21 protein-coding genes and 1 pseudogene are annotated in these 22,385 nt (G+C 73.7%); 7 read left to right on the forward strand and 15 right to left on the reverse strand.

Going from position 1 to position 22,385, the window contains the following annotated elements:
* Positions 1-8: 8 nt before the first annotated feature.
* Positions 9-638, forward strand: coding sequence for a carbonic anhydrase (locus HCJ94_RS13210; RefSeq protein ID WP_168001298.1), 630 nt, complete (start codon positions 9-11; stop codon positions 636-638).
* Between the two features lie 104 nt (positions 639-742).
* Here HCJ94_RS13210 and HCJ94_RS13215 read toward each other — a convergent pair whose 3' ends face one another.
* Positions 743-1,072 (reverse strand): hypothetical protein, encoded by a 330-nt coding sequence (locus HCJ94_RS13215; protein WP_168001299.1) that lies wholly within the window; start codon positions 1,070-1,072, stop codon positions 743-745.
* A gap of 323 nt (positions 1,073-1,395) precedes the next feature.
* On the opposite strand from HCJ94_RS13215, the gene HCJ94_RS13220 reads away from it, so the two are divergent.
* Together HCJ94_RS13220 and HCJ94_RS13225 are read left to right on the forward strand one after the other, a co-directional pair.
* The gene (locus HCJ94_RS13220; RefSeq protein ID WP_168001300.1) at positions 1,396-1,887 is read left to right on the forward strand and encodes a DUF3145 domain-containing protein; all 492 of its coding nucleotides are present in this window, start codon (positions 1,396-1,398) and stop codon (positions 1,885-1,887) included.
* A gap of 97 nt (positions 1,888-1,984) precedes the next feature.
* Positions 1,985-3,718 (forward strand): glycoside hydrolase family 3 protein, encoded by a 1,734-nt coding sequence (locus tag HCJ94_RS13225; RefSeq protein WP_168001301.1) that lies wholly within the window; start codon positions 1,985-1,987, stop codon positions 3,716-3,718.
* Positions 3,719-3,733: 15 nt separating this feature from the next.
* Here HCJ94_RS13225 and HCJ94_RS13230 read toward each other — a convergent pair whose 3' ends face one another.
* From HCJ94_RS13230 to HCJ94_RS13270, 9 genes and pseudogenes are all read right to left on the reverse strand, one after another.
* Entirely contained in the window at positions 3,734-4,366 is a 633-nt protein-coding gene (locus HCJ94_RS13230; RefSeq protein WP_168001302.1) for a lipoprotein, read from the reverse strand.
* A gap of 113 nt (positions 4,367-4,479) precedes the next feature.
* A complete protein-coding gene (locus HCJ94_RS13235) occupies positions 4,480-5,904 on the reverse strand; it encodes an acyl-CoA carboxylase subunit beta (protein WP_168001303.1) in 1,425 nt (474 codons plus the stop codon).
* Between the two features lie 22 nt (positions 5,905-5,926).
* Entirely contained in the window at positions 5,927-7,153 is a 1,227-nt protein-coding gene (fabF, locus tag HCJ94_RS13240; RefSeq protein WP_168001304.1) for a beta-ketoacyl-ACP synthase II, read from the reverse strand.
* Between the two features lie 2 nt (positions 7,154-7,155).
* Positions 7,156-7,395 (reverse strand): acyl carrier protein, encoded by a 240-nt coding sequence (locus HCJ94_RS13245; protein ID WP_007072348.1) that lies wholly within the window; start codon positions 7,393-7,395, stop codon positions 7,156-7,158.
* Positions 7,396-7,470: 75 nt separating this feature from the next.
* Positions 7,471-8,415, reverse strand: a complete 945-nt coding sequence (locus HCJ94_RS13250) for a beta-ketoacyl-ACP synthase III (protein WP_168001305.1) — start codon at positions 8,413-8,415, stop codon at positions 7,471-7,473.
* A 49-nt stretch (positions 8,416-8,464) separates the two neighbouring features.
* The gene (locus HCJ94_RS13255; protein WP_168001306.1) at positions 8,465-9,634 is read right to left on the reverse strand and encodes an acyltransferase domain-containing protein; all 1,170 of its coding nucleotides are present in this window, start codon (positions 9,632-9,634) and stop codon (positions 8,465-8,467) included.
* A gap of 78 nt (positions 9,635-9,712) precedes the next feature.
* Positions 9,713-11,014: pseudogene (locus HCJ94_RS13260) on the reverse strand (PucR family transcriptional regulator); the annotation flags it as partial.
* A gap of 193 nt (positions 11,015-11,207) precedes the next feature.
* A complete protein-coding gene (locus HCJ94_RS30145) occupies positions 11,208-11,555 on the reverse strand; it encodes a helix-turn-helix domain-containing protein (RefSeq protein ID WP_168001308.1) in 348 nt (115 codons plus the stop codon).
* Positions 11,534-12,232, reverse strand: coding sequence for a histidine kinase (locus HCJ94_RS13270; protein ID WP_168001309.1), 699 nt, complete (start codon positions 12,230-12,232; stop codon positions 11,534-11,536). Before HCJ94_RS13270 ends, HCJ94_RS30145 begins: the two co-directional genes overlap by 22 nt.
* Positions 12,233-12,429: 197 nt before the next feature.
* On the opposite strand from HCJ94_RS13270, the gene HCJ94_RS13275 reads away from it, so the two are divergent.
* Together HCJ94_RS13275 and HCJ94_RS30765 are read left to right on the forward strand one after the other, a co-directional pair.
* Positions 12,430-12,762: a hypothetical protein gene (locus HCJ94_RS13275; protein WP_168001310.1), complete on the forward strand. Its 333-nt coding sequence runs from the start codon at positions 12,430-12,432 to the stop codon at positions 12,760-12,762.
* 36 nt (positions 12,763-12,798) lie between these two features.
* Entirely contained in the window at positions 12,799-13,071 is a 273-nt protein-coding gene (locus HCJ94_RS30765; protein ID WP_309227251.1) for a zinc-binding dehydrogenase, read from the forward strand.
* A gap of 18 nt (positions 13,072-13,089) precedes the next feature.
* On the opposite strand, the gene HCJ94_RS13285 is transcribed toward HCJ94_RS30765, so the two are convergent.
* On the reverse strand, positions 13,090-13,740 hold the full coding sequence (locus HCJ94_RS13285) for a hypothetical protein (RefSeq protein ID WP_168001312.1): 651 nt from the start codon (positions 13,738-13,740) through the stop codon (positions 13,090-13,092).
* A 277-nt stretch (positions 13,741-14,017) separates the two neighbouring features.
* Between HCJ94_RS13285 and HCJ94_RS13290 the strand changes: the two genes are divergently transcribed.
* Positions 14,018-14,575, forward strand: coding sequence for a copper resistance CopC family protein (locus HCJ94_RS13290; RefSeq protein ID WP_309227252.1), 558 nt, complete (start codon positions 14,018-14,020; stop codon positions 14,573-14,575).
* A 124-nt stretch (positions 14,576-14,699) separates the two neighbouring features.
* Here the strand turns inward: HCJ94_RS13290 and gltX are convergent, their stop codons facing one another.
* The 3 genes from gltX to HCJ94_RS13305 are packed head-to-tail and all read right to left on the reverse strand — an operon-like array spanning position 14,700 to position 18,776.
* Positions 14,700-16,109 (reverse strand): glutamate--tRNA ligase, encoded by a 1,410-nt coding sequence (gene gltX / locus HCJ94_RS13295; RefSeq protein ID WP_168001314.1) that lies wholly within the window; start codon positions 16,107-16,109, stop codon positions 14,700-14,702.
* A gap of 49 nt (positions 16,110-16,158) precedes the next feature.
* The gene (locus tag HCJ94_RS13300; RefSeq protein WP_168001315.1) at positions 16,159-17,430 is read right to left on the reverse strand and encodes an MFS transporter; all 1,272 of its coding nucleotides are present in this window, start codon (positions 17,428-17,430) and stop codon (positions 16,159-16,161) included.
* A complete protein-coding gene (locus HCJ94_RS13305; RefSeq protein ID WP_168001316.1) occupies positions 17,427-18,776 on the reverse strand; it encodes a GH1 family beta-glucosidase in 1,350 nt (449 codons plus the stop codon). The genes HCJ94_RS13300 and HCJ94_RS13305 overlap by 4 nt, the downstream gene beginning before the upstream one ends.
* A 185-nt stretch (positions 18,777-18,961) precedes the next feature.
* Here HCJ94_RS13305 and HCJ94_RS13310 point away from each other — a divergent pair, with 185 nt between their 5' ends.
* Positions 18,962-19,408 (forward strand): SRPBCC family protein, encoded by a 447-nt coding sequence (locus tag HCJ94_RS13310; protein ID WP_168001317.1) that lies wholly within the window; start codon positions 18,962-18,964, stop codon positions 19,406-19,408.
* Between the two features lie 217 nt (positions 19,409-19,625).
* Here the strand turns inward: HCJ94_RS13310 and aceE are convergent, their stop codons facing one another.
* Positions 19,626-22,364: a pyruvate dehydrogenase (acetyl-transferring), homodimeric type gene (aceE, locus tag HCJ94_RS13315; RefSeq protein WP_168001318.1), complete on the reverse strand. Its 2,739-nt coding sequence runs from the start codon at positions 22,362-22,364 to the stop codon at positions 19,626-19,628.
* Between the last annotated feature and the right edge of the window lie 21 nt (positions 22,365-22,385).

The raw sequence follows: 22,385 nt of genomic DNA on the forward strand, positions 1-22,385 counted from the left end.
TGGCGGACATGGCACCAGCGCCGGACGACGACCCGGGCCGGCCCGCCGGGGGTACGCCACGCGCCGCGCTGGCCGAGCTGCTCGCCGGCAACCGGCGGTTCGTGAGCGGTCAGCCGATCCACGGCCACGACGTCACCGCCGCGGCCGCGGCCGCCTCCGGTGACCAGCAGCCGTACGCCGTCGTGCTCGGCTGCATCGACTCGCGGGTGCCGCTGGAGGCGATCTTCGACCAGACCTTCGGCTCGATCTGCGTGATCCGGACCGGCGGGCACGTGCTGGACCGGGCGGTGCTCGGCTCGATCGAGTTCGTGGTCGGGCAGCTCGGCGTACCGCTGGTCATGGTGCTCGGCCACGAGCGGTGCGGTGCGGTCGCCGCCGCGGTGGACGCGCTGCGTGCCGGTGAGCGGCCCGGTGGCTCGCTCGCGCACCTGGTCGACCAGATCGCGCCCGCGGTCACCGAGGTCGGCCTGGCCGACCCGCGGGTCGGCCCGCTCGCGACCCGGCGGCACGTGCGGCGGACGGTGACCGCGCTGCGCGCCGACGACCTGCTCGCCGCGCCGGTCGCCGCCGGACACGTGGCCGTGGTCGGCGCCCTGTACGACCTCGCGACCGGCGAGGTCACCCTCCTGACGGAGTAGGGAAGGCCCCGGCGAGTGAAGCGGCCCCGGTCGACGGCGCAGACGCGGAACCGCCCGCCGGGACGAGTCCCGACGGGCGGTTCCGATCGTGCGTGGAGGGGCGCTCAGCCCTCGAAGACGCCGGCCTCGACGAGGCGCTTCTCGGTGGCGTCCCAGCCGTCACCCGGGTGGGCGGCGTTCAGGTTGGCCAGCTCGGCGCGGATCTTGGCGGCGTGACCGGCGGCGGCCAGCACCCGGATCTCCTCGATGAAGGCCTCGGAGTCGGTGCGCAGGTGCGCGGTCTTGCCGTTGGTCAGGTTCCGCACGTAGGCGTGCTTGCCGCCGTTCAGCGGGATCACGTACTTGAACTCGCCCAGCACGCTGAGGGCGCCACCCTGGCCAGCCTGGCCGGCCCGGACTGACGCGCGCGCGGTCTTAGAGGTGTTGCTCGCCACGGAGGTACTCCTTGCAGACGTACGGGAGGACGCGGGTAGACGTCCGGGGGCTAGTGTGCGGATTTCACCCGGTGGGTGGACCCGCGGAAGACGTTCGCGGCACAGGCCGCCGATGGAACTGTACACGACCACGATGCCTGGCTGCTCACCGCGTCGTGGAGGTCAACCACGGTCACCCGACCGGCTATTCCACCGGCGAAACGCCGGCGAATTTTCCGTTTCTCTGGCGCACCATCCGTCACACCAGTCATCATGTGTTCCAGAAGCCACCCGGCTGGCCGAGGTCGTAGGGGAAGACGCACCTCGCTCTCCGGGAGGTCACCGTGCCAACGCGTGGCGTCGTATACGTCCACTCGACCCCGCTCGCCGTGTGCTCGCACGTCGAGTGGGCGATCGCGCGCGTCCTCGTCGCGCCGGTCAACCTGGAGTGGACGGCTCAGCCCGTCGATCCCGGCGCCCGCCGGGCGGAGTGCGGGTGGACCGGTCGTCCGGGGACGGGCGCCGAGCTGGCTGCTGCCCTCCGGCAGTGGCCCATGATCCGTTTCGAGGTCACCGAGGAGCCGAGTCCCGGCGCCGACGGGGAGCGCTTCATGTACGTACCGGGCCGGGGCCTGTTCCGGGCCACCGTCGGTGCGGCCGGCGACATCCAACTCGGCGAGGACCGGCTCCGCAGCATCATGGCGGGCGCCCGGGCACCGGAGGCCCTGGCGCACGCCCTCGACAAGGCGCTGGGCACCGCCTGGGACGCCGAGCTCGAGCCGTACCGCTACGCCGGTGACGGCGCGCCGGTGACCCTGCTCACTCGCGTGGGCTGATCCCCGCGCGGGCCCGGCGGACGGCCGCCGCGCGAGGGGCGGCGTCCGGTCGGCGCACGTAGGGTCGGGTTGCCCCGATTAGCGTCGAACTAGTGGGATGGCTCGCGTGTCGACAACCCCGCAGCGCGGCGGCGTCGCGCTCGCCGTACTGACCGCACTGCTCGTCTCCGGCTGCGCCGACACACGGCCGGCCGCGTCCCCGACACCGGCGGCGAGCCTTCCCCCGGCGGCGCCCACGACGCCGGTGCCGGTCCCCGCCGGTGATCCGGCCGCCCGCGCCGCCGCCCTCGTCGGCCGCCTGGCCGACGAGGACCTCGTCGGCCAGGTGCTCATGCCGTACGCCTACGGCGACGCGGCGACCCAGGTCTCGCCCGGGTCGGCCGCCGGCAACCGGTCCCTCGCCGGCGTCGACACCCCCGCCCAGATGATCGAGAAGTACCGCCTCGGCGGGCTGATCCTGGTCGGCTTCAGCGCCGATGACCCCACCAAGGGCAACCAGGAGACCACCAACGTCGACAACCCGAAGCAGGTCCGCGCGCTGACCAGCGGGCTGCGCGAGGCCGCGGCGGACCTGCCGGCCGGAGCGGCGCCGTTCCTCATCGGCACGGACCAGGAGCACGGGGTGGTCACCCGGATCACCGACGGCGTGACGCTGCTGCCCAGCGCGCTCGCCGCCGGCGCGGCCGGGAAGCCGGAGCTGACCGAGGCCGCCTGGCGGGCCGCCGGCACCGAACTCGCGGCGATGGGCGTCAACGTCGACTTCGCCCCGGTCGCCGACGTGCTCGCCACGCGCAGCACGGTCATCGGCTCCCGCTCGTACGGGGCGGACCCGAAGGCGGCGGGGGCACAGGTCGGCGGCGCCGTCCGGGGCCTCCAGGCCGCGGGGGTCGCGGCCACCCTCAAGCACTTCCCGGGCCACGGCCACAGCGCCACCGACTCCCACACCGACCTGCCGGTGCTCGATCAGCCGCGGACGACGCTGGAGGCCGGCGCGTGGGTGCCGTTCCGGGCCGGCGTCGACGCGGGCGCCCTGGCGGTGATGTCCGGTCACCTGGACGTGCGGGCCGTCGACCCGGGCACCCCGGCGACCTTCTCGCACAAGCTCCTCACCGGCGTGCTCCGCGAGCAGCTCGGCTTCAAGGGCGTGGTGATCACCGACGGCATGAACATGGCGCCGGCGAAGCGCTGGTCGCCGGGGGAGGCCGCGGTGCGTGCCCTGACCGCCGGCAACGACCTCATCCTCATGCCGCCGCACGTCGGGAAGGCGTACGACGGGCTGCTCGCCGCCCTGCGGGACGGCTCGCTGCCCCGCGCCCGGCTGGTGGAGGCGGTGACCCGGGTGCTGACCATGAAGTTCACCCTGGCCGGGCGGGCCACCCCCGACCTGTCCACGCTCGCCACGCCGGCGCATCGCGACGCGGCCGGGAAGCTGGCCGCCGCCGCGGTGACCGTGCTGCGGGGGCCGTGCGGCGCGCCGGTGCGCGGGCCGGTGACGGTGACGTCGTCCGACGGCCGGGGACACACGCGGGCCGCGTTGACCGAGGCGCTGACGTCGGCCGGGGTGCGCGTGGTCCCGAAGGGTGGCACCGTCGTCCACCTCGTCGGGTACGGCGACGGCACCGACGACCTGCGTGCCGACGCCGCGGTGACGGTCGCCATGGACACCCCGTACGTCCTGGCGAAGGCCGCCTCACCGACGTTGCTGGCGACGTACTCGTCGAGCCGGCCGTCGATGACCGCCCTCGCCCGGGTGCTGGCCGGCAAGGCCGCGCCCACCGGCCGCTCCCCGGTGCCGGTGCCCGGCCTGCCCGCCACCACCTGCGCCGGCTGACCGGCGCTCCGGGCGTCAACGCGTGGCGGCGAGCCCCTGTGTGGCCAGCCGGTACGCCGGCAGCACATCGGCTGGTTCTTTGAAACCCGCGTTCACCGTGAAGACCACGGTCTGACCGTTCGCCTGGACGGCCAGCGCCCAGTGCCGGCTCTCCTGCTGGATCAGCTCCGAGGTGGCTAGCCAGGTGGCCTCGGTCGCGGCGAAGCCGCCGGCCTTGACGTCGCGGTACCGCGACTCGGCGACCGTGTGCTTCGTGTCGGCGGCGACGAACGCCTCCAACGCGGCCCGGGGCGCTACCGCCGGCTGGTCCGTCGTCCACACTCGCAGGAAGCCGGCGTTACGCCGGGCGCCGTCCAGCTCGCACCGCATGGTGGCACCACCGCGCTTGATCAGCGCCTCGGCCACCTCGGCCAGCTCACCCGTGGGGATCTCGACGGCCTCGGCCTTCCACTGTTCCGGGACCGGGAACGAGACGGGCAGTGGGCACGGGCTGTCGGCCCCGCCGATCGCGCCACCTGCCTCCTCTGCCGCCACCTCGTCGTACCACGGCTCGCCGGTCGTCCCGACCGGAGCGTCGTCGTCGCCGCAGCCGGCGAGCAGAACGACGGTGAGCGCGGCCAGGAGGGCGGCGCGGGTACGGCGTGCCACGGTGTTACTCCCCGTTGTCGATCTTCAGCCGGTACCGCTAACCGACCCCGGAAGCCGCCGTCAAGAAACGGGAAGGGCCCCCTCGATGAGAGGGGGCCCTTCCCGCACTTTCGCTACAGCGGGATGTTGCCGTGGGCGCCGCGGGCGGCCGGGGCGGCGGCGAGCGCCTCGGCGATCCGGCGCCGGGTCTCCGCCGGCTTGATGACGTCGTCGACCACGCCGATCTCCAGCGCCCGGTTCACGCCGCCGGCGACACGGATCTGCTCCTCGATCAGCTGGGCGCGCAGCGTCTCGCGCTCCTCGACGGGGGCGGCGGCCAGCTTCTTGCGGTGCAGGATGTTCACCGCGGCGCTGGCGCCCATCACCGCGACCTCCGCGTTCGGCCAGGCGAAGACCGCGGTCGCGCCCAGGGAGCGGGAGTTCATCGCGATGTACGCGCCGCCGTACGCCTTGCGGGTCACCAGCGTCACCCGCGGCACCACGGCCTCGGCGAAGGCGTGCAGCAGCTTCGCGCCACGCCGCACCACGCCGTCCCACTCCTGGCCCAGGCCGGGCAGGTAGCCGGGCACGTCGACCAGCACGATCAGCGGCACGCCGAGCGAGTCGCACATCCGCACGAACCGGGCCGCCTTCTCGGCGCTGGACGCGTCGAGGCAGCCGCCCAGGCGCAGCGGGTTGTTGGCGATCACGCCGACCGTCCGGCCGGCGAACCGGCCGAGCGTGGTGACGATGTTCGGCGCCCACTTGGCGTGCAGTTCCACGCCCGGGGCGTCGAGCAGCGCCTTCACGACCGGCTTGACGTCGTACGCCCGGTTGGCCTCGGTCGGCATCTTCGCGGCCAGGTCGTGGCCGTCCTCGCCCGACGCGGGCACGTCGTCCGGCGAGAGCCGGCCCTGGTGGCCCAGCAGCGCGGCGAGCCTGCGCGACTCGGCCATCGCCTCCTCGTCGTCCTTGCACGTCACGTGCACGACGCCGGAGCGCCGGCCGTGCGGCTCGGGGCCGCCGAGGCGCTCCATGTCGACCTGCTCGCCGGTGACGCTGCGGACCACCTCCGGGCCGGTGACGAAGATCCGCCCGGCACCGCTCATCACCACGATGTCGGTCAGTGCCGGCCCGTACGCCGCACCACCGGCGGCGGGACCGAGCACCACGGAGATCTGCGGCACCCGGCCGGAGGCCCGGACCATCGCCGCGAAGACCTGGCCGACCGCGTCGAGCGCGACCACGCCCTCGGCCAGCCGGGCGCCGCCGGAGTGCCAGAGCCCGAGCACGGGCACCCGCTCCCGGACGGCGGTGTCGATCGCGTCGACGATGTGCCGGCACCCGTCGGTGCCCATCGCGCCGCCCATCTTCGTGGCGTCCGTCGCGTACGCGATGGCCGGCGTGCCGTCGATCTCGCCCCGCGCCCAGAGCACCCCGGAGGTGTCCCGGGGCGCCAGCAGGCGCAGCGTGCCCGCGTCGAAGAGGGCCCGGAGCCGCAGCTCCGGATCGCGGTAGTCCACGGTGGACGTCTCCGAGCCGACAACGGTGGTGGTCACTTGAGCCTCCAAGGCTGTGGTCTCAGGCCCGCGTGAAGACGAGAGCCACGTTGTGCCCGCCGAAGCCGAACGAGTTGTTCAGTGCGGCGGGGATCTCCATGTGGCGCGCCTTGTTGGCCGCCACGTCCAGGTCGAGACCGTCGTCCGGGTCGTCCAGGTTGATCGTCGGCGGCACGACGCCGTCGCGGATCGCCAGGATCGTGGCGATCGACTCCAGCGCGCCGGCCGCGCCGAGCAGGTGCCCGGACATCGACTTCGTCGCGGTCAGCACCGGGTGGTCACCCAGCGCCTGGTGCAGTGCCTTGATCTCGGCCAGGTCGCCGACCGGGGTCGACGTGGCGTGGGCGTTGACGTGCACGATGTCGCGCTTGGCGACGTCCGCGTCGGCGATCGCCTTCGCGATGGCCCGGATCGCGCCGGCCCCCTCGGGGTGCGGCTGGACGATGTCGTAGCCGTCGGAGGTGATGCCGGCACCGGCGAGCCGCGCGTACACCCGGGCGCCCCGGGCGGTGGCGTGGTCGGCGCGCTCCAGCACGAGGACGCCGGCGCCCTCGCCCAGCACGAAGCCGTCGCGGCCCTTGTCCCACGGGCGGGAGGCCCGCTCCGGCTCGTCGTTGCGGGTCGACATCGCCCGCATCGAGGAGAACCCGGCGATCGGCAGCGAGTGGATGACCGCCTCGGTGCCGCCGGCCACCACCACGTCGGCGCGTCCGGCGCGGATCATGTCCATGCCGAGGGCGATCGCCTCCGCGCCGGTGGCGCAGGCGCTGGCCACGGAGTGCACGCCGGCGCGGGCGCCCAGCTCCAGGCCGACCCACGCGGCCGGGCCGTTCGGCATCAGCATCGGGATGGTGTGCGGGGAGACCCGCCGCGGGCCGGACGCCTCGAGGATGTCGTCCTGGGAGAGCAGGGTCAGCGCGCCGCCGATGCCCGAGCCGACGCTCACGCCGAGCCGGTCCGGGTCGAGCCCGGAGTCGGCCAGGCCGGCGTCCGCCCAGGCCTGCTGCGCGGCGATGATCGCGATCGCCTCGGAACGGTCCAGCCGGCGCAGCTTCACCCGGTCCAGCAGGCCGGTCGGATCGACCGCGAGCTGGGCGGCGATCCGGACCGGCAGCTGCTCGGCCCACTCCTGGGTGAGCGCACTCACCCCGGAGCGGCCGCTGAGCATGGCGTCCCAGGTCGACGCGACGTCCCCGCCCAGCGGGGTGGTCGCGCCGAGCCCGGTGACGACGACGTCGGTGTGTGCCATGGTCAGGACTGCGCCTCGATGTAGCTGACGGCGTCCCCGACGGTCTTCAGGTTCTGCACCTCGTTGTCCGGGATCTTGACGCCGAACTTCTCCTCGGCGGCCACCACGACCTCCACCATCGACAGCGAGTCGACGTCCAGGTCGTCGGTGAAGGACTTCCCCTCGGCCACGTCGTCCGGGTTCACCCCGGCAACCTCTTCGAGGATCTCGGCGAGGCCGGCGGTGATCTCGTCACGGGTCATTGCGGTTGGTTCCTCTCATCGGGGGTTGTGCTTCGCCGGGTGGCGAAGGCGGCGCGGCGGGACCGCGCCGGGTCTTCAGGGACAGCGGACGACCTGACCGGCGTAGGTCAGGCCGCCGCCGAAGCCGAACAGCAGCACCGGGGCGCCCGAGGGCACCTCCCGCCGCTCGACCAGCTTCGACAGGGCCAGCGGGACGCTCGCCGCCGAGGTGTTGCCCGACTCGACGATGTCCTTGGCGATGATGGCGTCGGGGATGCCGAGGCGCTTGGCGATGCCGTCGATGATCCGGGCGTTGGCCTGGTGCGGCACGAACGCGGCCAGCTCCGACGGGTCGACCCCGGCACGCTCGCAGGCCTGGAGCGCCAGCGGCGCCAGCGCGGTGGTGGCCCAGCGGAAGACCGCCTGCCCCTCCTGCTGGATGTACGGGCGCCAGCCCTCGATCCGGACGGCGTCGCCCCGCTCCGGCACCGAGCCCCAGACCACCGGGCCGACACCGGCCGGCTCGTCCGCACCGGTGGCGGTGACCACCGCGGCACCGGCACCGTCACCGAAGATGATGCAGGTCGAGCGGTCCGTCCAGTCGGTGAAGTCGGAGAGCTTCTCCGCGCCGATGACGATCGCGTTGCGCGAGGCGCCGGCCCGGATGGCGTGGTCGACGGTGCCCAGGGCGTACGCGAAGCCCGAGCAGGCGGTGTTGATGTCGTACGCGCCCGGCGCGGTGATGCCGAGCTTGGCGGCGACCCGGCAGGCGACGTTCGGGCTGCGGTCGACCGAGGTGCAGGTGGCCACCACGACGAGGTCGATGTCGGCGGCGGTCAGGCCGGAGCTGGCCAGCGCCTTGCCCGCCGCGGCGGCGGCCATGTCGGCCACCGTCTCACCGTCGGCGATCCGCCGGGTGACGATGCCCACCCGGTCGCGGATCCACTCGTCGCTGGTCTCCACCAGTTGCGCGATCTCGTCGTTGGTCACCACCCGCGACGGCTGGTAGTGGCCGAGCGCGACGATCCGGCTGCCCGTCATCGAAGCTGTCCTTCCCTGCGTGGCCGCGCCGTGCGCGGAGTCGTCGGGCTCATGCGTGGCCGCCGATGCGCGCGAGCGGCTGCCCCGGCGCGACCGGGTCGTCGTGGTGGGCCAGCCACTCGGTGAGGAGGCCGTTGTCGTGCGCGGTCACCTCGACCGCGCCCTGGCGGGTGGCGATGTGGCCGATGACCTGCCCGCTGCGCAGGTCGGCGCCCTCGGCCAGGTCCTCCGCCGGGCTGAACGTGCCGGCCGCGGGGGAGACCACGACCCGGAACTGGATCACCGGCTCGTGGCCGCCGAGCCCGCTGTGCCGGGCGATCAGGTCCCGCGCGGCGGGCAGGTCGTCCGGGGTGTTCAGGGTGACGACCTCCGGGGCGGCGGCGCCCTTCAGCTCCCGCTTGACCAGACCGGCGAGGGTACCGGCCGGCGGCAGCTCGATCACGCCGGTGACACCGAGGTCGGCCAGCGTCCGCATGCAGAGGTCCCAGCGGACCGGGGCGGTGACCTGGCGGACCAGCCGCTGCACCATCTCCCGCCCGTGGTTCACGGCCGAGCCGTCCAGGTTCGACAGCAGGATGCGGGCCGGGTCGGTCGGCGTGATCCCGGCCGCCACCGCCGCCAGCGCCGCCTCCGCCGGGGCCATGTACGGCGTGTGGAAGGCGCCGGCCACCTGGAGCCGGATGATGCGGGTGCGGGCCGGCGGCTCGGCGGCGAGCCGGTCCAGCCCGTCCAGCGCGCCGGCGGCGACGACCTGCCCCGCGCCGTTGCGGTTGGCCGGGTGCAGCCCGTGCTTCTCGATGACGGCGAGCACCTCGTCCGGGTCGCCGCCCAGCACGGCGGCCATCCCGGTCGGCTCCAGGGCGCAGGCGGCGGCCATCTCGCGGCCCCGGACGCCGGCCAGGGTGATCGCGGCCTCCGGCGGGAGCACCCCGGCGAGCGCCGCCGCGCCCAGCTCGCCGACGCTGTGGCCGGCGGTGAGGGCGACGTCGTACATCGGCAGGTGCTCGGCGGCGAGCAGCGCCGCCGCCACCAGCAGCGGCTGGGTGCGGGCGGTGTCCTTGATCTCGTCGGCGTCGGCGGCCGTGCCGAGGTGGACCAGGTCGACCCCGGCGAGCGCGGACCACCAGCGCAGCCGCGCCTCGGTGCCGGGCAGGTCGAGCCAGGGGGTCAGGAAGCCGGGTTTCTGCGAACCCTGGCCGGGGGAGAGTACGGCGAGCACGTCTATGACTCTCCCGGATACGCGCGGGTAGCGCTGTGCCGCCCCCGACCAAACCGCACTAGGACCTTTGTATGGATCCTACAAAGATCGGTCGTGGTCATCACTCGTCTGTGATGTTTTCCTCACGCCTGGGGCCAATGTCTGGGTCGGGACCACTGTGACCACCGGGTCCAGACGGCCGACGGTGAGCGCCACCTGGAGCGCGTACGCGTCCCGCGCCGAGAGCGGCGAGAACCCGGTGACCTCGGAGATCCGGCGCAGCCGGTAGCGCACCGTGTTCGGATGCACGAACAGTGCCCGGGCAGCACTCTCCAGCGTCCCGCCGGCGGTGAAGAAGGCGTCCAGCGTCTCCAGCAGCTCGCCACCCGCGCGGACCAGCGTCGCGTACACGTCGTGCCGCAGCCGCCGGCGGGCCTCCGCATCCCCGGCGAGTGCCCGCTCCGGCAGCAGGTCGGCGGCCGGCACCGGCCGTGGCGCGGACGGCCAGGCCGGCGCGGCCCGGAACCCGGCGAGGGCGGCGCGGGCCGACTCGGTGGCCTCGTCCAGGCTCGGCACGGCCGGACCGACCACGACCGGCCCCTCCCCGAACGCGTCGAGCAGCTCGCCGGTCGCCGCCACCGGGTCGGCGGCCCCACCGAGCACGATGACCAGCCGGTCCCCGTGCACGCCGCCGATCACCTCGACGCCGATCCGCCGCGCATGCCGGTAGACCGTGTGCAGCACCGCCGACACCTCGCCGCCGGGGGAGCGGCCCACGGCCACCGCCACCGGCGGGGCGTCCGTCCAGCCGAGCGCGGCGGCCCGGCTGGCCAGCACGTCCGGCGAGTCGCCGCGCAACAGCGCGTCCACCAGCAGCGCCTGGAGCCGGGCGTCCCACGAGCCACGGGACTCGGCGGCGCGCGCGTACACCCGCGCGGCGGCGAAGGCGATCTCCCGGGAGAAGCGCAGCACCGCCTCCCGCAGCTGCGGCTCCTCGCCCGGGGCGGCCAGGTGCGGGACCTGCTCCTCCACCACGTCGATGGTCACCTTGATCAGGGCCACGGTCTGCTGGAGGCTGATCGAGCGGGCGAGGGCCTGCGGCGCGGTCGCGAAGACCTCGTCGGAGACCTCCTGGGTGCTGTCGGCGGTGCCCCCGCCGGACCGCAGCCACTGCACCAGCGAGCGCGCGCCGGCCTGGGCCACCAGCATGACCCACGAGCGCTGGTCGGCCGGGAGCGCGCGGAACCACGGAAGGGTCTCGTCCATCCGCGCCACGCTGGCGGTCGCCAACGCCCCGGCCGCCCGCTCGATGCGGCGCAGGGTGGCCGTCAGCTCGGTGTCCGGCTCGCTCACCGCCCCAGCCTGACACGCCGTGACCTGGGCCGCCGTGCCGGGGCGGCTCCGGGCGTCCCCCGGTCCCGGTCAGCCGGCCCGCCCGGTCCGTGCCGCCCGGTCCGCGCGCCGGCCCCCGGCCGTCCCTGGCCGGCCCCGGCCGTGCGGCCCCGGCGTCGACGGTTCCTCGATCGACACGATGCCGCCGGCATGGTGGTCTCCGCGCCGTCGGGATCCCCCGATGCCGGCGGCATTGAGCGGATCACGCTCCGGCGGGCGCGACACCCCCGGCCGGGCCGCCCGGCTCCGGTGCCGTGCCGCCGGGCGTCGGCTCCGCTGCCGCGCCGCCGGGCGCCGGCGTCGGTCCGGCCGGCGGGGGTACGGGCAGACCCAGCTCCTGGGCCAGGATGGCGGCCTGCACCCGGCTGCGCAGGTCGAGCGTGGCGAGAATCCGGCTGACGTGTGTCTTCAACCGGGCGGGGGTCGCCTCCGCCGTGGCGTCCTCGCCCGCACCACCGTCGGCCGGCCCGCGCAGCAGCCCGATCATCTGCCGCATCTCGGCCAGCCCCTGCACGCTGTTCTCCCGGATCACCCGCAGGGCCGAGTCCACCTGCGACCGGTCCAGCCCCGGCACGGACAGCACGCCGTCGCGTGGATCGCCACCGCGCTCAGATGGTTGGCGACGACGTCGTGCAGCTCCCGCGCCATCCGGGCCCGCTCGGCGCTCACCGCCTGCCGTCGGTCCAGCTCCACCAGCCGGGCGGTCTGCTCGGCGCGGACCCGCTCGGCGGCGGCCTGGTCGCGGTACTGGCGAACGCTCAGTCCGGTGATCACCGGCAGCACCCCGGCGAGCACCACCGGAGCCGCGAAGCCGATCCCCTGCCAGCGGCCCAGCACCAGGACGCCGGCTGCCGCCGCGAGCACGCTCAGCGCCACGGTGACCCGCAGGAGCCGCCGCCAGGTCCGGGCCGAGCCGTACACGCAGGCGTCGTAGAGCACCTGCGTGTAGATGAGGACGGTCGCCAGCGACCCGCCCAGGGCGAGGTCGGCCAGCACCGCCACCGTGCCCAGCGCGAGGCTCGCGCGGGTCGCGATCCGGCGCAGCCCGACCGCCACGCACACCGCCATCAGCGGTAGGAGGAACAGTCGTTCCGGCGCACCCGTACCGCCGGGCAGCTGGGGCTGGGTGCCCAGCCCGTACAGGAGCAGGCCGCCGGCGAGTGACGCGCCCGCCAGCGCGAGGTCGCGGCCGCGGGTGTCCGGCCCGAGCCACGGTGGCGGTCGCATGGCCTCGATCCCACCACAGCCGCGCCCGTCCCGGCTCCGACCGGGGACGGAGGCCGTCCCGCCGGAGGACGATCTTCCCCCGCCGCCCGCACCGCTGAACCGGGTACGTGCTGCACAGCTCGTCGGGCCCGGCCAGTACGGTGACAGGGCACGCCGGGCTGTCACCGGCGCGCGACGGCGAGCGTGAGGAGACCGGGATGGCGCACGGGGAGGCCGACCACGGCTGCGCCCAGGGCGAGCCCTGCCGGCCGGGCCACCACGAGCAGCCGGCGGCCAAGCACCACCGGCGGATCATCGGCGGGGCGCCGGCCCACCCGGGCGAGGCACCCACCGGGCGGCTGCCCGAGCGTGCCGAGGACGAGGCCGCGGTGCCGCGCCAGCGATCGGCGGAGCTGGTGCCACCGGTCGACGACGCGACCGCCGGATGCCGCAGTGACCTGCCCGGTTGGGCGGGCGCGCACCGGCACGGTCCGGTCCGGCCCCGGCAGCGGGCCACCCGTCGGGAGCGACCGCCACGCCGTTGGTGCTGACCCCTCGCCTGTCGCCCGGCCGTTAGCGTGGTGGTCGTGAAGGCCATCGCGCTCGACGAGTACGGCTCCGCCGACCTGCGCACCGTGCGGGAGCTGCCCGATCCGCCGGTCGGTCCGGACGTCGTCCTCGGCGGCAGCTACGTCTTCGTCACGCCGTCGACCGCGGACCTGAGCGTGCTCGCCGGGCTGGTGGACGTGGGCCGGTTGACCGTCCACGTGGCACGGACATTCCCCCTCGACCAGGCCGCGGACGCGCACCGCCTGGTCGAGACGGGCCACGTCCGCGGCAAGGTGGTCCTGGAGATGTGAGGGGCCCGGCGGTGGGCGTCAGCGCGTCCGGCGACGGATCAGCAGCGCGATCCCGGCCAGACCGGACGTGATCGTGAGCATGACGGCCACGTTGAGCAGCAGCAGCCGCTGCAGCTCGCCCAGCGCCTCGTCGAGGTCGCGGGCGGGGTTGATGGCGTGCTCCGGGATGACCCGCTCCCCGCCGCCGACGCCACCGCTGACGGTGTCGAACTGGCGCTCCAGCGGCACGCCGACACTCCGCAGGGTCTCCGACATGGTGAGTCGGCCGAGGAACCAGCCGGCGGTGGTCCGCCGCGAGTCCGGCTGCTTGGCGGGCCGGTAGACGCGCGGGCCGCCGGCTGCCTTCGGGTACAGGTCGTACGTCTGCTTGGGCGTGTCACCGGACAGCACCACGATCGTGTACTTCGGACCCAGGTCGGCCTTGCGCGGACCGGTGGTCTGGCCGGCGCGGCCGAGGAAGTTCACCTGATCGATGACGGCCACGACCTCGGCCGGGTGGCGGTTGGCGCGGAGCCGCAGCGGTTCGGCCAGTCCCTCGCCGGTGATGTCCACGCCCGCGGGCGGCGGCTTCGGGGCCGCTTTCGCCGGGTCGGCCAGACCGAGTGCCAGCACCCCCGTCGCGAGGGCACCCGCTAACAGGGCGACAAGTCGCCGTACCCTTCGGACCATCGCCGCCTCCTCGCCCCGTTCGATGGATGGCTTCGCTGCAGGTCACGCATTGCTGGGTCGGCGGAGGTGACCGGACGCGCAGGCCGGATGCCCACCCTAAGACTCCGCCGCACGGCGATCGGTTGCAGCTTGTGGAACTGTTATTGGAACTATCTGCGATCACCGGCCGACTAACTCCTCGGCGTCCGTTGATCAGCGGGCGGATCGTACCTTTCGGGAGGGGTACATGGGGGGCAGGGTTGCACGTGTGGCGGGTGCCTGGCCAGTGGTGTTCGGCGTGGCGCTCGGTGTGTCGCTGCTGGCGCCGCCGGCGCCGGCCGCCGCGCACAATCAGCTGACCGGCAGCGACCCGCGCGACGGCGCACGCATCGCCACGGCGCCCGCCCGGATCGAGCTGCGCTTCCTGGCGAAGCCCGACCCCGTCACGACGAAGGTCACCGTCACCGGGCCGGACAACGTGGCGGCGGCCGGCGGCGCACCGACGTTCTCCGGCACCCGGGTGAGTGTGCCGTTCCGGCCCGGCCGCGCCGGGCTCTACATCGTCGGCTACCAGGTCCAGTCCAGCGACGGGCACCCGATCTCCGGTGAGGTCCGGTTCGCCCTGACCACCGGCACCCCCGCCGACCCGTCGGTCTCCGCCACCCCGTCGGCATCGACGGGTTCGCCGGCGACCGCGTCGGCCGACCCGAGCCCGGCCGGCACCACCGGAGCGGCCGAATCGACGGCTCGGGGGAGCGACGAAGGCTCCCCCTGGCTCTGGGCGGGCCTCGGCGTCCTCGCGCTGGTGGGAGCCGGAGTGGCCACCGTCGCCCTCCGCCGCCGCCGGACACCCTGACCCCGACCCACCCCTCCCGCGATCTTGCACTTTCTGCCCCGGCAAACCCCGTGAAAGGGGCGAACCGGGGGCCGAAAGTGCAAGATCGCGGGAGGCTGGTGGGCCAAGGTTGGCGGGCCGCGGGTCAGAACAGGCGGAGGCGGGCCGCGCGGAGGCGGGTCAGGGTGCGGTCGCGGTTCAGAACCTCGAGCGACTCGAAGAGCGGGAGGCCGACGGTGCGGCCGGTGACCGCGACCCGGACCGGCGCCTGGGCCTTGCCCAGCTTGAGGCCCCGCTCCGCGCCGACCGCCTCCAGCGCGGACTTGATCGACTCGGCGTCCCAGGAGTCCAGCGCCTCGAAGGCCGCGACCGCCGCGTCCAGCAGCTCCGCCGCGCCCTCCTTCATCGCCTTCGCCCAGGCCGCCTCGTCGATCAGCGGCGACTCGAGGAACAGGAAGTCGACGTTCGGCACGATCTCGCTGAGCACCGCGATCCGGGTCTGCGCCAGCGGCGCGACCGCGGCGAACACGTCGGCGTCGAACTCCTCCGGCTGCCACGGCGGCGGCGCGATGGTGTCGGTGCCGGTGAGCCACGGCTGGCACGCCGCGATGAACTCGGCGAGCGGCAGCGCCCGGATGTACTCACCGTTGAACGCGCGCAGCTTCTTCTCGTCGAAGAACGCGGGGGAGGGGTTGACCTCCTCCAGCCGGAACTCGTCCTCGATCACCGACCAGGGCACGATCTCACGGTCGCCGGACGGCGCCCAGCCGAGCAGCATCAGGTAGTTGCGCATCGCGTCGGCCAGGTAGCCCTCGTCGCGGTACGCCTCGAGGGCGACCTTGTCGCGGCGCTTGGAGAGCTTCTGCCGCTTCTCGTTGACCACGACCGGGACGTGCGCCCAGACCGGGGGCTTGACGCCCAGCGCGTCCCAGAGAAGCTGCTGCTTGGGGGTGTTGGGCAGGTGCTCCTCGGCCCGGATCACGTGGGTGATCCCCATGGTCATGTCGTCGACCACGTTGGCCAGCAGGAAGACCGGGGACCCGTCACCGCGGGCGATGACGAAGTCCTCGATGTGCCTGTTCTCGAAGGTGGGCTCGCCGCGGATCAGGTCCACCACGACGGTCGCGCCCTCGTCCGGCGTACGGAAGCGCAGCGCCCGTCCCGCACCGGGCTCCAGACCCCGGTCGCGGCAGAAGCCGTCGTAGCCGGAGTGCTGCGAGCCGGTCCGCGCCTGCACAGCCTCCCGGGTGCAGTCGCAGTAGTACGCGCGGCCGCCCTCGTACAGCCGGGTCGCGGCGGCGCGGTGCTCGCCCGCGTACGACGACTGGAAGTACGGGCCCTCGTAGCTGCCCCGGGCGATGCCGATCCAGTCCAGCGCCGAGAGGATGCCCTCGGTCCACTCCGGCTTGTTGCGCGCCGCGTCGGTGTCCTCGATGCGGAGCACGAACACCCCGCCCTGCTGCTTGGCGAAGATCCAGTTCTGCAGGGCCGAGCGGGCGCCGCCGACATGGAACATTCCGGTCGGGGAGGGGGCGAAGCGTACACGTACCGTCACGTCCCCCAGCCTACGGCGGCGCGCGACCGGGTTTGGCCAGGGGTGCGGCTCAGGGCACCGAGCGGATCTTCAGCACCAGGACGCTGCCCAGCACGGTGACCGCCGCGGTGGCGGCGTACAGGGTGGGGTAGCCGCCCAGGTGGACGACGATCGGCGCGGAGATCGCCGGGCCGAGCACCTGCGGCGCCGAGTTCGCGATGTTGATCACCCCGAGGTCCTTGGCCCGGTCGGCGGCGTGGGGCAGCACCTGTGTGATGAGGGCCGCGTCCACCGAGAGGTAGACCCCGTACCCGGCGCCGAGCAGCAGGGCGGCGACCACCGCCACCGGCCAGACCGGCGCCACGGCGAGCAGCAGCGCGGCGACCGCCATGATGCCGCCGGCGGAGATCACGAAGACCTTGCGGCGTCCGGACCGGTCCGACAGCCGCCCCGCCACCACCGCGGTCGCCGCCAGCCCCACCGTGTAGAGCAGGATCAGCACCAGCAGGCCGCCCTCCGGGTCGGCCAGGCGCACCTCGTCGGTGAGGAAGTACAGCAGGTAGAGGGTGCCGAGGGCGTTGCCGAGCTGGACGAGGAAGCGGGTGACCCAGGCCCACCCGAAGTCGGGGTGGCGCCGGGGCGACACCCACATCGACGCGAGCAGCCCACGCAGCGGTGGCCGGTGCGCGGCCGGCAGCGGGTCGTCGGCGGTGAGCAGGGCGAACGGCAGGGCGAGCACCAGCACGGCGACCGCGACGGCGGCGTACCCGGCCGCGTTGCCGGTGACCACCGCCGTCACCAGCACCACGCCGAGGACGAGGCCGAGCGCCTGCGGGATGCCGACCCAGCCGGACACGCCGCCGCGCTGCGCGACCGGCACCCGGTCGGGTACGGCGGCGGTCAGGCTGGCCAGCATCGCGTTGAAGCAGACCTGCGCGGCGACCCAGCCGAGCGTCACCCCGAGGACGGTGCGCTGCTGAGCCAGCAGCACCAGGGCGAGCGCGCCGAGCACCGCGCCGCCGGCGGTCCAGGCGTGCCGGCGGCCGAGGGCCCGCCCGCCCAGGCGCGGGGCCGTGCGGTCGGAGAGCGCACCGGCGAGCGGGTTGGCGAGCACCGCGGCCAGCGCGCCGACACCGGTGACCACGGCCAGCACGGTCTCCTTGTCGGCTGGCGCGATCCGTTCCACCTGCTGCGGCAGCAGCACCTGGATCGGGGTGAAGAACGCCATCCAGACGCCGAGGTTCGCGGTGACGAGCAGCGCGATCCAGGCCCGCCGGACCGGCACGGTCGGCTCGGCGAGCGCTGCCGGCAGCGAGGCCGGCGTCGGTTCGACGGTGGTCACGTCGACGGTCCCTGGGCCGCGCCCGCGATCACGTCGCGGTACCAGGCGTACGACGACTTCGGCGTCCGCGTAGCGGTGGCGTAGTCGACGTGGACCAGGCCGAAGCGCTTGGTGAGGCCCTCGGCCCACTCCCAGTTGTCGAGGAGCGACCAGACGAAGTACCCGGTCACGTCCACCCCGTCGTCGATCGCCGCCCGGACGGCCCGCAGGTGCCCGTCGAGGTACGCGATCCGCTCCGGGTCGTGCACCCGCCCGTCGGCGTCCGGCGCGTCGTCGTACGCGCAGCCGCTCTCGGTGATCTGGATCGGCGGCAGGTCGTCGCCGTACGTGCGGTGCAGCCAGCCGAGCAGTTCCCGCAGCCCGTCGGGGGCGACCGGCCAGTCGAAGGCGGTCCGCGGGTAGCCGTCGAGCGGCACGATCTCGAAGGGCAGCGGCGATCCCTCGTCGGGGGCGCGGATCCCGGTGGGGTTGTAGTAGTTCACCCCGAGCACGTCGATCGGCGCGGCGACGACCGCCAGGTCGCCGTCCCGTACCACGCCGGGCTCGAAGCCGGGCCCGTCCGGGTAGCCGCGGCCGAGCAGCGGGTCGGTGAAGAGCCGGTTGTGCAGCGCCTCGTACGCCGCCCCGGCGGCGGCGTCGGCCTCGGTGTCCCCGAGGACCCGCACCGGCGAGTAGTTGTTGGCGATGGCGACCGGGCTGGCGGTGCGGGCGCGCAGCGCGGCGACGGCGAGGCCGTGCGCGAGCAACTGGTGGTGGGCGACCGGGAAGGCGTCGAACAGCAGCATCCGTCCCGGCGCGTGCACGCCCATGCCGTGGCCGAGGCTCATGTGGATGAACGGCTCGTTGAGGGTGATCCACAGCCTCACCCGGTCGCCGAGCCGGGCGGCGGTGGCGTCGGCGTACTCGGCGAACCGGTGCGCGGTGTCCCGGTTGAGCCACCCGCCGGCGTCTTCGAGGGGCTGCGGCAGGTCCCAGTGGAACAGGGTGGCGACCGGGTCGACGCCGTGTGCCAGCAGCTCGTCGACGAGGCGGTCGTAGAAGTCCAGCCCGGCCGCGTTGACCGGGCCGCCGCCGGCCGGCCGGACCCGCGGCCAGGCGATCGAGAACCGGTACGCCCCGACGCCCAGCCGGGCCATCAGCGCGACGTCCTCGGCGTACCGGTGGTAGTGGGCGCAGGCCACGTCGCCGGTGCTGCCGTCGACGATCCGGCCGGGGGAGCGGGCGAAGGTGTCCCAGATGGACGGTCCGCGCCCGTCCTCGTCGACCGCGCCCTCGATCTGGTACGCGGACGTGGACACCCCGAAGCGGAACCCGGCGGGGAACTGCGGCAGCGGTGCGGTCGGCATGCGCCCTCCCGTCGTACGCGAAATGTGTTCGCGACTCTAGGGGTACGCCGCGTGGAGCGCCATAGGTCGTGGAGCCCGCTGGCGCAATGGTTTTCGGCGTGTCTTTTCCGAACCCGTCCAAGTACGTCCGAATTTGCGCATAGAGTGCCGATATCGTGGGATGTCCTCACTGGAGGAAGACGGAAATGATCCTCGTGGAACGCAGTGCGCACGTGATGGCGCCGATCGAAGCGGTCTGGGGCGTCGTGCAGCGGGCCGAACAGTTGCCGGCGTGGCTGGCGGGGGTCCGCGCGGCCGAGGTGCTCTCGGGGGAGGGCTTCGGGCGGCGGCAGCTGGTCCAGGCGGGGCGCGGCGCGGCGCATGAGGCCGAGGTGATCGCCTACCAGGAGCCGACCCTGATCGGCTGGCGGGAACGCGCCAAGGGCGCCGGTGCCCGGGCGGAGGCGCGCACCGAGATCTACGTCCAGCTCACCGCCGACGAGGAGGAGGGCGGGACGATCGTACGGCTCATCGTCGTACGCTGGCCGGCTGGTCCGGTCAAGGCCGCTCTGCTCCGGCTCGGCCTGCGTCGGGTCGGCGCCGACCTGGAGGACTCGCTCGCCCGGCTGACCGACCTGGCCGCCGTCGGCTGACCGGGCACCTCCTGGCGTCGCCCGCTCCGGCGGTGACCCGGCGTCCCCGCCCGGGACCCCGGGTCACCGCCCCTTCGTCACGCGCCCCGCGCCGATCACGGAGTTGTGGTGCCCGGTTCCGACCGCCTGCGACCCGTTCGTCACCACCACAACTCCATGATCGACGAGACGAGGGGCCCGGCGCGGGATGTCGCACCGGGCCCCTCGTTCTGTCGGGCTAGCTGTCGCCGCCGGTCTCGCCGACCGGCGCCGCGCTGACGTCCTCGATCGCGTACTTCTTGGCAGCCTCGGCGGGCACGTTCGCCGGCACCGCGCCGCGGAGGGCGAGCTGCCGCAGCGTCGCGACCACGACCGACTCGGCGTCGACGTGGAAGTGCCGGCGCAGCGCGTGGCGGGTGTCGGACATGCCGAACCCGTCGGTGCCGAGCGACGTGTAGTCGCCGGGAATCCAGCGGGAGATCAGGTCCGGCACCGCCCGCATCCAGTCGCTGACGGCGACCTTCGGGCCCTCGGCGTCGGCCAGCTTCCGCGCCACGTACGGCACCCGCTGCTCCCCGGTCGGGTGGAGCAGGTTGTGCTCCTCGGCCTCGACCGCGTCGCGGCGCAGCTCCGTCCAGGAGGTCACCGACCAGACGTCGACCGCCACCCCCCAGTCCTGGGCGAGCAGCTGCTGGGCCTTGAGCGCCCACTGCATCCCGGTGCCCGAGGCGAGCAGCTGCGCCTTCGGGCCGTCCACCTGGGGCGCCGCCGCGTAGCGGTAGATGCCCTTGAGCAGGCCCTCGACGTCCACGCCCTCCGGCTCCGCCGGCTGCACGATCGGCTCGTTGTAGACCGTCAGGTAGTAGAAGACGTTCTCCTGCGCCTCGCCGTACATCCGGTGCAGGCCGTTCTCCAGGATGTGCGCGATCTCGAACGCGAACGCCGGGTCGTACGCGACCACCGCCGGGTTGGTGGCGGCGATCAGGTGCGAGTGGCCGTCCTCGTGCTGGAGCCCCTCACCGTTGAGCGTGGTCCGGCCGGCGGTGGCGCCGAGCAGGAAGCCCCGCGCCATCTGGTCGGCCGCCGCCCAGAGCCCGTCGGCGGTGCGCTGGAACCCGAACATCGAGTAGAAGATGTACATCGGGATCATCGGCTCGTTGTGCGTGGCGTACGAGGAGCCCGCCGCCGTGAACGAGGCGACCGAGCCGGCCTCGTTGATGCCCTCGTGCAGGATCTGCCCGACGGTCGACTCCTTGTACGACAGGAACAGCTCCCGGTCGACCGCCGTGTACCGCTGGCCGTGCGGCGAGTAGATCTTCTGCGTCGGGAACAGCGAGTCCATGCCGAACGTGCGCGCCTCGTCCGGGATGATCGGCACCCACCGCTTGCCGAACTCCTTGTCCTTCATCACGTCCTTGAGCAGGCGGACGAAGGCCATGGTGGTGGCGACCTTCTGCTTGCCGGAGCCGCGCTTGACGTCGGCGAAGCGCTCCGGGCCGGGGATCGTGAGCCGCTTGTGCTCGGTCCGCCGGGACGGCAGGTACCCGCCGAGCTGCCGACGCCGCTCGTGCAGGTACGCGATCTCGTCCGACTTCTCGCCCGGGTGGTAGTACGGCGGCAGGTAGGGGTTCTCCTCCAGCGCCTTGTCCGGGATGTCCAGGTAGAGCCGGTCGCGGAAGGTCTTCAGGTCCTCCAGCGTCAGCTTCTTCATCTGGTGGGTGGCGTTGCGCGCCTCGAAGTGCGAGCCGAGCGTCCAGCCCTTGATGGTCTTGGCCAGGATCACCGTCGGCTGGCCGGTGTGCTCCATCGCCGCCTTGTACGCCGCGTAGAGCTTGCGGTAGTCGTGGCCGCCCCGCTTGAGGTTCCAGATCTCGTCGTCGGTGAGGTGCTCGACCATCTTGCGGGTGCGCGGGTCACGGCCGAAGAAGTGCTCCCGCACGTACGCCCCGGACTCCGCCTTGTAGGTCTGGTAGTCACCGTCGGGCGTGGTGTTCATGAGGTTGACCAGCGCGCCGTCGGTGTCGGCGGCGAGCAGCGGGTCCCACTCGCGGCCCCAGACCACCTTGATGACGTTCCAGCCGGCGCCCCGGAAGAACGCCTCCAGCTCCTGCATGACCTTGCCGTTGCCGCGGACGGGTCCGTCGAGGCGCTGGAGGTTGCAGTTGATGACGAAGGTCAGGTTGTCCAGTTCCTCGCGGGCGGCCACCCCGATCGCGCCGAGCGTCTCCGGCTCGTCCATCTCGCCGTCGCCGAGGTACGCCCAGACGTGCTGGTCGGACGTGTCCTTGATACCCCGGTGGTGCAGGTAGCGGTTGAACCGCGCCTGGTAGATCGCGTTCAGGCCGCCGAGACCCATGGAGACCGTCGGGAACTCCCAGAAGTCCGGCATCAACCGCGGGTGCGGGTATGACGGCAGCCCGCCCCCGGGGTGCGACAGCTCCTGCCGGAACCCGTCGAGCTGGTGCTCGCTGAGCCGGCCCTCCAGGAACGCCCGCGCGTACATGCCGGGGGAGGCGTGGCCCTGGTAGAAGATGTGGTCGCCGCCGCCCGGGTGGTCCTTGCCGCGGAAGAAGTGGTTGAAGCCGACCTCGTAGAGCGAGGCCGAGCTGGCGAAGGTGGAGATGTGACCGCCGACGCCGATCTCCGGGCGCTGCGCCCGGTGCACCAGCATCGCGGCGTTCCACCGGACGTACGCCCGGATCCGCCGCTCGACGTGCTCGTCACCCGGGAACCACGGCTCGCGCTCCGGCGGGATGGTGTTGATGTAGTCCGTGGTGGTCAGGGACGGCACCCCGACCTGGCGCTCGCGGGCCCGCTCCAGCAGGCGCAGCATGACGTAGCGGGCGCGCTTGGTCCCGCGCTCGTCGATGACACCGTCGAGCGACTCGACCCATTCGCTGGTCTCTTCAGGGTCGATGTCCGGAAGCTGGCTCGGCAGACCGGCGGTGATCACCGGGCGCTTGCGTTCCGTAGCCACAGGCGTTCCCTCGGTTGTGTG

Origin of the sequence: Micromonospora thermarum, from assembly GCF_012034245.1 — a bacterium.
Classification (GTDB): Bacteria; Actinomycetota; Actinomycetes; order Mycobacteriales; family Micromonosporaceae; genus Micromonospora; species Micromonospora thermarum.